Annotated in this window: 7 protein-coding genes and 1 pseudogene; 6 read left to right on the top strand and 2 right to left on the bottom strand. The window is 48.1% G+C overall.

The genetic code is table 11. The features are described from left to right. The first annotated feature begins 778 nt into the window (after positions 1-778). Genes GC102_RS07255 through GC102_RS07245 form a run of 3 tightly spaced genes read left to right on the top strand, consistent with a single transcriptional unit; the run spans position 779 to position 6886 of the window. The gene (locus tag GC102_RS07255) at positions 779-3013 is read left to right on the top strand and encodes a putative baseplate assembly protein (protein ID WP_171688877.1); all 2235 of its coding nucleotides are present in this window, start codon (positions 779-781) and stop codon (positions 3011-3013) included. A 30-nt stretch (positions 3014-3043) separates the two neighbouring features. Further along, complete coding sequence (locus GC102_RS07250; protein ID WP_171642323.1) at positions 3044-5161, top strand: phage tail protein; 2118 nt, start codon at positions 3044-3046, stop codon at positions 5159-5161. A 33-nt stretch (positions 5162-5194) separates the two neighbouring features. Further along, on the top strand, positions 5195-6886 hold the full coding sequence (locus GC102_RS07245) for a hypothetical protein (protein ID WP_171688876.1): 1692 nt from the start codon (positions 5195-5197) through the stop codon (positions 6884-6886). 120 nt (positions 6887-7006) lie between these two features. On the opposite strand, the gene GC102_RS07240 is transcribed toward GC102_RS07245, so the two are convergent. Beyond that, the gene (locus GC102_RS07240) at positions 7007-7885 is read right to left on the bottom strand and encodes a LysR family transcriptional regulator (RefSeq protein ID WP_171688875.1); all 879 of its coding nucleotides are present in this window, start codon (positions 7883-7885) and stop codon (positions 7007-7009) included. A gap of 109 nt (positions 7886-7994) precedes the next feature. Between GC102_RS07240 and GC102_RS07235 the strand changes: the two are divergent. Together GC102_RS07235 and GC102_RS07230 are read left to right on the top strand one after the other, a co-directional pair. Continuing rightward, positions 7995-8375: pseudogene (locus tag GC102_RS07235) on the top strand (tautomerase family protein); the annotation flags it as partial. 24 nt (positions 8376-8399) lie between these two features. Further along, complete coding sequence (locus GC102_RS07230) at positions 8400-8756, top strand: carboxymuconolactone decarboxylase family protein (RefSeq protein ID WP_171688879.1); 357 nt, start codon at positions 8400-8402, stop codon at positions 8754-8756. A gap of 313 nt (positions 8757-9069) precedes the next feature. Here GC102_RS07230 and GC102_RS07225 read toward each other — a convergent pair whose 3' ends face one another. Further along, positions 9070-9729, bottom strand: a complete 660-nt coding sequence (locus GC102_RS07225; protein WP_171688878.1) for a TetR/AcrR family transcriptional regulator — start codon at positions 9727-9729, stop codon at positions 9070-9072. A 279-nt stretch (positions 9730-10008) separates the two neighbouring features. Here GC102_RS07225 and GC102_RS07220 point away from each other — a divergent pair. After that, positions 10009-10723: SDR family NAD(P)-dependent oxidoreductase (locus tag GC102_RS07220; protein WP_171688874.1), on the top strand; the 715-nt coding region annotated here is incomplete at its 3' end.

The following is a 10723-nucleotide window of genomic DNA, read 5'->3' as shown; positions in this document are numbered from 1 at the left end:
GCTAGTTGGTGGGTTAGCGATGTTTTTCATCGTTAAATTAGCTAATTGGTGGTTGAGAGAGAGAGTCGAGCAACTTTAACGATGTTTTACATCGCTAAAGTAGGGATAAATGGGCTAGTTGGTGGGTTAGCGATGTTTTATGTCGTTAAAGTAGCTGATTAGTGGTTGCGAGTGAGAGTCGAGCAACTTTAACGATGTTTTACATCGCTAAAGTAGGGATAAATGGGCTAGTTGGTGGGTTAGCGATGTTTTATATCGTTAAAGTAGCTGATTAGTGGTTGCGAGTGAGAGTCGAGCAACTTTAACTATGTTTACATCGCTAAAGTAGGAATAAATGAGCTAGTTGGTGGGTTAGCGATGTTTTATATCGTTAAAGTAGCTGAATAGTGGTTGGGAGAGAGAGTCGAGCAACTATAACGATGTTTTACATCGCTAAATTCGGAAAAAATGGGCTAGTTGGCGGGATAGCGATGATTTATATATTTAAAGTAGCTGAATAGTGGTTGCGAGAGAGAATCGAGGAACTATAACGATGTTTTACATCGCTAAAGTAGGAATAAATGGGCTAGTTGGTGGATTAGCGATGTTTTATATCGTTAGAGTAGCTGAATAGTGGTTGCGAGGGAAAGTCGAGCAACTTTAAGGATATTTCACATCGCTAAAGTAGAAATAAATAAGCTAGTTAGCGGGATAGCGATGGTTTTCATCGTTAGAGTAGCAGATTGATGATGGATGAATGTTGGTGGGAGTTAGTAACAATCGAAGGAGGTGAGCACAAGTGCTGCCGATACCTAACTTGGATGATCGTATGTTTGAACAGATGGTGCAGGAGGCTCGGAAGTCGATACCGAAGCTTTTTCCGGAGTGGACGGATGAGAATGAACATGACCCGGGGATTACGCTGCTGGAATTGATGTCATGGATGACGGAGATGCAGCAGTATTACTTAAACCGGGTGACGGAGCGCAGTGAGCGGAAGTTTCTGAAGCTGCTTGGGATTAGCCCTCGTGAAGCCGTATCTGCGGTTTGTGATGTGGCGTTTGCAGGATTACAGCAGCAGCTTGTGCTCCCCAAGGGGACACCGCTGCATGCGATGGATCAGCGGTTTGAGACACTAGATACGGTGAATCTCGTTCCTTCCGAGCTTGAGAAAGTGCTGGTCCGTACGGAGACGGCGGCTGGTGATTTTACATCCAATAATCACGCTAAGATTGCTTATTATGCTTTTGGACCTGAAGCGCGTAAGGGCGCGCATTTGTATCTCGGTTTCGATAGAGCGCTGCTTGAGCAAACGGAGATTTCGATCTTCTTTAAGTTATTTGACCGCTATCCGGTAAGGGTGGGTCACCGTGAAGATGGGACAACGCCGATGATATCGTCTGCTAAGGTGGCTTGGACATTCGCGGGTGCCGGGCAGCAGGGGCAAAGCGAAAGCTGGCTGCCTATCGAACAGATCAGCGACTCAACGGTTCATCTGTCGCAAAGCGGCGAGCTCAGGTTTCAGATCACGTCGGAGATGAAGCCGATTGCTCTTTACCCTGCGGATGATCGCAGCCGATTTTGGGTTTGCTGTACACTCGAGGAGGACGGCTATGAGCTGTCTCCGAAGATTGAGAAGGTTAGTCTCAATGCGGTGAAAGCCGCTGAGCAGGAAACCTTCAGCGAAGTCACTGCTTTTGACAGCTCGGGAGAGCCTGATCAGAGCTTCGAGGTAAGCTCGTATCTCGCTTACAACGGCATGCACACTGTGCAGGTTCAGGACGAGCAAGGGCACTGGCGCGACTGGCACATCGTCGCGGAGCTCGAGGACTGTGAGCCGGATGATCTCTGCTGCCAGCTGCAGCAGGACTCGGCTCTGCGCACCACCCGTCTGCGTTTCGGCGACGGGGTGAACGGGCGTATCCCGCCGCAGGGTTCGCAGCGGGTACGGCTCATTGCTTACACGGCCGAGTTTGACTATGGCCGTTTTGTCGGGGGCAGCAGAGGTCTGCCCGGGCAGACCTTTGAAATCAGCCGTGGCCGGATGTATAAGCCCAGCAGCATGCTGCTGCAGGTTGGCTACCGGCCACGCGGAGAGAGTGACGTCGTTTGGGACGACTGGCAGTCCGTGGACGACTTCGATAATTCGAAGTCCACGGACAGGCATTACGTCTACGACGATGCAGCAGGAACGATCCGCTTCGGCAATAACGAAGCGGGTCTCACTCCGCCCAAGTCCGTGGAACCGAACATTCGGTTCCTGGCGCTGCAAGCGGGCGGGGGTGTGCGAGGCAACGTGAAGGATGGCCTCGTGACCGGCTTCACGAATACCAAAGGCGTGCGTGTGACGAATCCGTTCCCCGCGCGAGGCGGCCTCGAAGCGGAGACGCTCACGCAGGCGAAACTTCGCGTGCGGCGCGAACTCGAGAAGCCGACGCGGGCCGTGACTGGCGAGGACTACGAGGCGATCGCGAAGGCGACGCCCGGTCTGCGTGTCGCGCGCGTAAAGGCAATCCCGCTGTACAAGCTGGGCATGCGGGATTATCCGAAGGTCAAAGCGCCCGCACAGATGACCGTCGTGGTCGTCCCTTATAGCGAGAGCGATAAGCCGAAAGCTGGCAAGGGCTTCTTGCAGACGATCAAGCAGCATCTAGATCGGCATCGTCTTTTGACCACAGAACTACACGTGATTCCCGCCGAATATATTAAAATAACGGTTCACGCTGTCGTGGTGATGGAGCCCAAGCACAAAGATGAACAGCGCCGAATTATGCAAGAGCTCAGACTGTTACTACAGCCGATGGATCATGGACAAGGCTCAGAAGGCTGGCGTTTTGGACGGACCGTGTATAAGGGAGATATTTATGGCGTTATTTCCCGGATTAAAGGTGTTGTCTATGTGCAGGACATTTGGATAGATGCCGAGGGCACAGGCTTCCACAAGGATGGCGCTGGCGACATTCATATCCCGCCTTATGCCTTGGTCTATTCCGGTGATCATGAAGTGGAAACCATTAGTCAGACGGATTTATAAGTCCTTATTTAGGAAAAGAGGTGTCGAACGATGCAGGATGGACAAACGTTTTTCTCACTTAATAAACCGCTTGACTGGGAACAAGGATATGAAGCCAATATTCATATGCAGAACGAAGGATTTTCGATTCAGCAGACAGAAAAATACAGCATCCATCGCATCGTTCGCACAGACGAGCTGGAAGGCATTCATCCTATTCAAGAGATGACGGTCGGTCCAGGTCGGAAGCTATTTTTGCTAGACGAGGCTTCAAATGTGTGGATTTATGATGATGAAAGTCGTCATCGGGAGTCGTTATTTCGCCAGGGTCATCAGTTGTTTAGCCATCAAGCGATGCTAGCTTCTATGTCAGATCTTTTGGTGATAGCTGATGCCCACACGGAGAGCGAAAGAAGACTTGCGGTGTATTCGATTTCCAATGGACAGACGATGTGGGCTATCCATGATTGGGAAGGTCTTGAATTATTTCCTCTCTCGGTTAATACGAGAATTACAACGGCGAATTTGCTTTACGCGGCGGTCCCTTTGGACATTGCGATTGGTATGAATGGAAGTCCCGAAGTTCCTAAGGGCGGCCGGATTGGCATTATACAGTGGAACGCGGCAGGTGAAGTGGTACATGTGTATGAGCATGAAGCACACCGTCTGGAAGAAACGGCTGAAATTGCTGCACTTCGAGGGCGTTATTACACCGCTGCTGCGGGTGGTAAATTAGTTCTATTGGATGCACAGCTCAGAACGGTAACGGTGTTCCATGAAGATGGTCGGGAGCCGTTTCATTTTAAGCTGGAGCAGGAAGGGCGCTTTGCCGGTATTTCCATTGATACGAATCATAATATCTACATAGGGGACAGCGGATACGCACAGCAAGAAGGAGTAACGGAGCGGTTTATTCTAAAGTTTCGCGAAAATGGGGAGCAGTTTGATAAAGTTACTAGCTTCCGAGGACGAACGGATACATTGCTGCATGATGGGCGCAACCGGTTGTATGTCTTTGATCGGATAAGTGGTCAGATTAGCCTGCTTGATCTTCGTGCGCGTACGATGCTGCTTGAGGGGACTCAGCTTCCGGAGGCCATCTATTTCTCGGCTGAGCTGGATACGACGGAAACGGAGACACAGTGGCATAAGATTCGTTTAGAAGCCGATATTCCGGAGGAAACGCAGGTTCGCTTTTCCTATTTTACATCGGATGAAAGCGAAGGATTCATTGATGGCGAATACGTAAATTATACGGGCTATTTGACGGATCCAGGCATTTCGATTCGAGATAAGCTGGCTGCGACGCGTGACTTATGGTCGGAGCCCATCCTGAATCCGAAGGATGCTCTTCTGATGAATGCCAGAGGCCGTTATCTATGGTTCAAAATCGAGCTGATTGGCAGCGAGCAAAAATCACCTTACATCCGAAAGCTTCGGGTCTACTTCCCGAGAACGTCACTGATTGCCTATTTGCCGCCGATTTATCAACAGGACGAGGAGCATAGCCCTTTCCTGGAGCGGTTTCTGGCGATGTTCAGCACCTTCTTTGACGATATGGAGGATAAAATAGACCGTATTTCCTCTCATTTCGATCCGGATGCGGTATCCGGCACTTATCTGGAATGGTTAGGCCGCTGGTTGGCTATCACGGATCATGAGGCATGGGGCGAGACGAAGCTAAGACTACTGATCAAACAGGCCCCTGAGCTTTACAAATTGCGGGGAACTCGCGAGGGCATGATGAACATGCTTAAGATTTACACAGGGTCAGAACCGTTTTTGCTGGAATATTTTCAGTTTAAACAAATGCAGGAGACGTCGGAGCTGCGGCAGCTTTTTGCCCAGTTATATGGGGATAATCCTTATTGCTTCTGCATCATGTTAAAGCCTGAATTCGTACAGACAGATGCACAACGGCTAACCATCGAGCAAATCATCGAAGACCAAAAACCAGCCTATACCGAAGGCAAATTAATCGTTCTACAACCGTGGATGTACGCGGACATGCATACATATCTGGGCATTAATACTTACTTATCTGAGCCTACCTTGTTAACACTAGATCAGCGTTCGTCGATGCCTTACAATACGGTGCTGATTGACGTAGATCGCGATAAACGAATGGACATACATACTCGCTTGGAATTGGATTCCGAAATCGAATAAACGAAATGAGCCTTGGAAGGTGAGGGGATACTTATGAAAAAAACACGCTATTACCCGTTTGAGCGCAATCGGTATTTCTATGGAAAGCTGCTGACAGTAAGGGATTTCGAATCTGAGCAAAAGTATTTCAACGATAAGCGCAGAATGATGAACCGTTTGCTGCATGGTTCGGGCGTACTTACGGGTCTGCAGGTTGTCGCGGTCGATGAAAAGTCAGTTTCTGTAGAGATGGGAGCTGCGATCGACGCGCTTGGCCGGGAAATTGTCGTGCCTTCTCCGATGACGTTGAAGCTAGCGATGATGGACGGTTTCAGCAATAATCAGTACGCCAAGAACGTATACCTATGTATTGCCTATGACGAAAAGGAAAAAGAACCCGTTCACGCGGTCGCTAATTCTTCTATTCGTTCCGACGAAATTAATGACTATAATCGTGTGCTGGAAAGCTACCGCTTGTTTATCCGGGAAGATGCGCCAGATCCAGCCTCACTGCCCTTGGCAAATCTGTCCGATCAGACAGTCGTTCTTTATCAAGATTCTGGGGTGCGCGTGCTTCAAACAACACCTCGTTATGTGAACCCGGGTCAGCTCTTCGAAATGAAGCTGCGCTTCGAGAAGACTCTAAAGGCCGGCAGACTGTCCTTTCAATATGAGCTGGCTGCTGAACGCGTAGAGGCGATTGAAGGAGCAACGATTGTGTTCCAAGAGCCGCAGGATGGGCAAGAGAGCGAGTATGAAATGAAGGTGCTTTTGCGAGCGGATAGTACGACTTCCGTGAAGGGTACGATTGGCGTGCAGGTGAGTACGGCCGTTTTGAAGCTGGATGACAGGCAGTTGGAGCTGCAGACTCAAGCTGTTGGCGAACTGCAGATTATTGGCGAATCCGTGCGGGAACGGTTGATGTCCGACTTCGTGAAACAATCTTTGGAGGCTTCTTTAGAAGCTCCGTCCGAGCCTTGTATTTATTTGGCTAAAATATGTCTTGTCCAAGTGGGACCAACCTATGTCATTGAAAGTGTCGAGCAGGTGCCATTTGGCGAATATGTGTACAATTCTTCGGTCATGTACAGGCTCGGTAAAGCGAATGAGTACCGCGAAGAAACATCCGGTCAGTTCGTAACGAAGTCCAAAGTGAAAACCTTGGCGCCCGGACAGCCTCCTGAGTTCAAGGTTAACTTCAATAAAGCGATTAGCGAGCTTTCTTTCGATTTAAGCATTCCAGCAGGCGGCGGGAGCGGCATTGCGGGGATGCTGAGCGGTGTCGTGGACATTCCGATCGAGCCTTTTACGAAGATTGCTGTGTCCCCATTTGGGAGAGCGACCAAAAGCTTCTTCTCTGGCGAAATCGCACACGGACTTGGCGAGGGCAACGTGCTGATCATCACTAGTTTGGAAGAGAGCAGCGGCGAGGCTTTCTCCGAAATGCTATCCAGCGGGGATCGCGTATACGGCGGAGTCTCCGATGTGTTCAAAGGCAGCGAGTTTGAACCCGATGCGCCAGAAGTGAAGATCGGTACGATTGCCTATCCACAAAAAGGCACGTTCCGCATTGGGGTGAAGGTACAGCAAACTTCGGAGCCGGGAAATGTACGTGTGCGCTGGTGGGCGTATAGCGCGGAAATGGCCAGTACTGCACTGGGAAGTGCCAGTGGCGGCGTTGATTCATTAGACGAAGCGCTTTCGGCTATGCGAGAAGCTGCCTCGGCGGGCAGCGGGGCTGAGTAGTAAGGATCCACAAAAAAACAAAATTTATACACGCCAAGTGAGGCGTGTTTTTTTGTCTTTGGTGGAGTCCCCCGTAGGAGGCGCCCCCCGGGGTTTTCCAAAAGCTTTAGATCAATACGCTTAGATTCGCTGCAGTTCCTCTTTTACATATTGCATTAAAAGATTTTTGGATGATGAAGTATACTCCGTGTTGCGTAATTGCAGCAGGCCGACCGGGATAGATGAATCCTTGAGTTCGACGTGTATTTTCATGACATTCGGTGGTAACGCCGTGGAATCGAGAACGGCTCCAACGGAAGGAATTCGCTGAACGAACCCGGGAATAGCAGAGATTTGACTAACCGTATATAGAAAAGGAGTTTCGGTGTAATGGGAATATTGCTTAGATAACCTCAGATAATACAAGCAGGTATTTCCTCCAACGATCATCGGATAGTTAAGCAGTTCTTCAAAGGGTATTATTCCATTTCTTTCGGCCAAGGGATGATTGTTCGCTACAATAAAGGAGATATTCTCGTTATATAACGGTTCGAAGCGAAAAGAAGAAGGATCGGCAGGCTCTCCGCATATGGCAAAGTCCAATTGATTCTGGAGCACCGCGCGTGACAGGGAGTCCGTGTTCCCATTGACAAAGTGACACGATACTTTTGGTTTATGTTCCCGGAATCGCCGAAGTGAGTTGGGTAGCACATGCTCTATCATCGATTCTAGCCCTCCGACATGCAGGGAGCCGATCTCCTCTCTTTGCAAAGCTTTCGCTTGCGCAGTTACATGGTTCCAGTGCCCAATGAGCTTGTCAATTTCCGCGGCAAAAATTTGTCCAGAAGTCGTTAACTCCGCATCCCATCCTCGCTTGAATAGCTGGATGCCCAATTCCCTCTCCAGTCGCTGGACTTGATTTGTAATCGTAGACTGCGCGTAATTCAATTTCACTGCCGCTTTGGTGAAGTTTCCTTCTTGAATAATGGTTTGAAACGTAGTTAGTTCTTTTAAGTCCATGGTATTATCTCCATCTAATTAATTGAATTAAAATATCATTTTATTCAATTATACAAATAAAGAAGCAGGAAGTACAATAAGGGTATCTCGCTGAAGGAGTGATATAAAAATGCCATTCATCAGAGTAAGCTACATGGAAAATCAATATGGGACACAGCAACTGCCCATGATAAGCCGTGCGATTATGAGCGCTCTAATTCAGCATTTCAATGTGCCGGAAGACGATTACTTTCAAGTATTCCATTCACACAAAGCAAGCGAGTTTTATTATAGTCGGAATTACTTAGACATAGAGCGAAGTGACGGGCTGCTTTATATTCAAATCACGCTCAAATCCGGAAGAAGCACCGAGCAGAAAATAAGCTTTTACGGAAAGTTAGCCGAACTATTATCAAATACGCTTAACATGAGGAAAGAAGACGTATTCGTCGTACTGGTCGATACAGAATTCGAGGACTGGACATTCGGTAACGGCGTTGCACAAATGATCGAACAACAAGGGGGAGGCATAAGAATGAAGCATCGAAAAATTGTATCAAACGCCCGTGAATCGTTTGGGAATATTGCCCCTACTTTCGTGCGCTATTCGGAAGAAGTGCTCTTCGAGGACGTTTGGAGAAGAGAACAATTATCGCTTCGGGAACGTAGTCTCCTTACGATATCAGTGCTAGTCACCGGAGGACTTACTGGGCAGCTTCCTTATCATCTCCGCTTAGCAAAAGAGAACGGTTTGACCGAAGAAGAACTGATCGAAGCGTTGACCCATCTAGCGTTTTATGCCGGGTGGCCGCGCGCCGCATCTGCAATTCAAGTTGCGAAGGATGTATTCGAGGAGAACTCGGAAAGACGGAATAAAGGGCAGTGTAACTAACCACTGCGGGAGCGCGCATCACTGGTAGCGATGCGTCAGGAGTTCAGCCCTCGTGGACTGCCGCTTGCGGTGGACAATAGAAAAATACAAGTGAGATATCATTTCGTTTATAAACTTCTAATACATAGTAGTATCTGGGTAAACGTCAAATAGCCCCCATCTTTCAAAGTTGGGGGTTATTTGACGTTTACGGAGGAACACAACATTTGAATCTACCGTTAAAAGTCACCAGTGTATAATAGTCAACTCAATTGTGATGCTCAGCTCTACCGGGAATTGCAGTGTAACTTGTCAATCAGAGCAGGATCCAGCATTAGGCGTTATGATCTGGCAACAATGATCTGGAAATTAAAGACAACGTTTGTTTGTATACCGCATAGGCCGATTGTACATCTCCTAAGTGTCCACCCATGTAAAGATGAATAACGCCATGGAGCGAGGCCCAGACGATACTTACAACGGATTCCGTGTCATACTGGCCGGGAATCAGTCCTCGCTCTTGCGCATTGCTGACCACGGTCAATAATTGCCGCATGGCTGTTACGGTGCCATGCATACTTTCCTCGTCCGGTTTGAAATCTGCGAAGGCTCCTCCGAACATCAGCTTATAATAGCTGGAGTAACGCTGCCCGAATTGCCAAAAGGTTTCGCCTAGATTCAGCAAATGCTGCGCCGGATCAGCTGCTTGCGGCGTCCTCTCGAATTCGTTAGCGAGAAGCTTACAACCTTCTAGATAGAGCTGCTGAGCCAAGCCTTCTTTATTGACAAATAAGCTATAAATGATTTTTGTCGAGCAATCCATTTTCTGCGCTACTTTACGCACCGTAACGGCTTCTGGGCCCTCTTCTTGCAAGAGCGTTGCCGCAGCATCAACAACAAGCTTACGGAGATTTTCAATATTTTGTAAGCGAGCCTCTTGGTAGGTTTTCAACACTCGTGTGTTCGTATTAACGGAGTTATCCTGGTCGCTCATCATTCATCTTCCTTCAGTTATCATGTTTTCGTCAGGAAACAAAGTTTCATAATTTCTTATCAAAAATTTTATACAGTTGATGGGTAGTTGTCAATGAGACATGGGATGTTCAAAGATCGTATTGACTTTCTTTAAAAGCTTGGTTACAATGAAATTAATCAGAAACACTGTTACCGAATATATGACGACTCTTAATCTCTTGGGAATCAAGGTTTTTTTTAACCAATTGGTAACAGTGTTTCATTATTATAACATAGTATCGAAAAGGAGAGTAGCACTATGAAAGTTCAAGGAAAATGGTCGCTCGTCACGGGAGCTTCTTCCGGTATTGGAGAACAATTCGCGAGACAACTAGCCAAACAAGGCAGCCACTTGGTACTTGTGGCTCGATCAACGAGTAAGCTTGAGAGCCTGGCAGATGAGCTTAGAAAGAAGTATGGCATCAAAGCCGAGGTTATCTCTATGGATCTTGCGAAAGAGGGCGCACCCAGCGAGTTATATCGGCAATGTGAACTTTTGAAAGTGGATATCGAACTGCTAATCAATAATGCAGGCTTTGCTACACATGGTTTGTTCGAGCAAGTGTCAGGTGAGCGACAACATGAAGAAGTGATGCTCAATGTCGCTGCTGTTGTAGATATGACTCACTTGTTCTTGCCAAACATGTTGCGCAATAACTCAGGAGCAGTTATTAATGTGGCTTCAACCGCCGGATTTCAACCGCTGCCCTTTATGGCAGTATATGGGGCGACGAAAGCTTTCGTCTTATCGTTTACTCAAGCGTTATGGTGGGAAAATCGCGACCGCGGCGTGAAATTCTTCGCACTTTGTCCCGGTTCGACGGACACCAGCTTCTTTAATGTTGTAGGAACGGAAGAAGCCTCTGTCGGAAAGAAAGATACGCCGGAAAGAGTCGTAGAGGTTGCACTTCGTGCGTTGAAGGAAGGGAAAATATACGTCGTTCCGGGTGTGCAGAATTATATCGGGGCTCAGT

The sequence above is a fragment of the Paenibacillus germinis genome (assembly GCF_013141785.1).
In the GTDB taxonomy this organism is placed as follows: domain Bacteria; phylum Bacillota; class Bacilli; order Paenibacillales; family NBRC-103111; genus Paenibacillus_E; species Paenibacillus_E phytorum.
This window is presented reverse-complemented; position numbering and strand designations above follow the sequence as displayed.

Coding starts and splice junctions, on each gene's coding strand:
- GC102_RS07250 (WP_171642323.1), top strand. CDS start 3,044: ATGCAGGATGGACAAACGTTTTTCTCACTTAATAAACCGCTTGACTGG.
- GC102_RS07245 (WP_171688876.1), top strand. CDS start 5,195: ATGAAAAAAACACGCTATTACCCGTTTGAGCGCAATCGGTATTTCTAT.
- GC102_RS07240 (WP_171688875.1), bottom strand. CDS start 7,885: ATGGACTTAAAAGAACTAACTACGTTTCAAACCATTATTCAAGAAGGA.
- GC102_RS07230 (WP_171688879.1), top strand. CDS start 8,400: ATGAAGCATCGAAAAATTGTATCAAACGCCCGTGAATCGTTTGGGAAT.
- GC102_RS07225 (WP_171688878.1), bottom strand. CDS start 9,729: ATGAGCGACCAGGATAACTCCGTTAATACGAACACACGAGTGTTGAAA.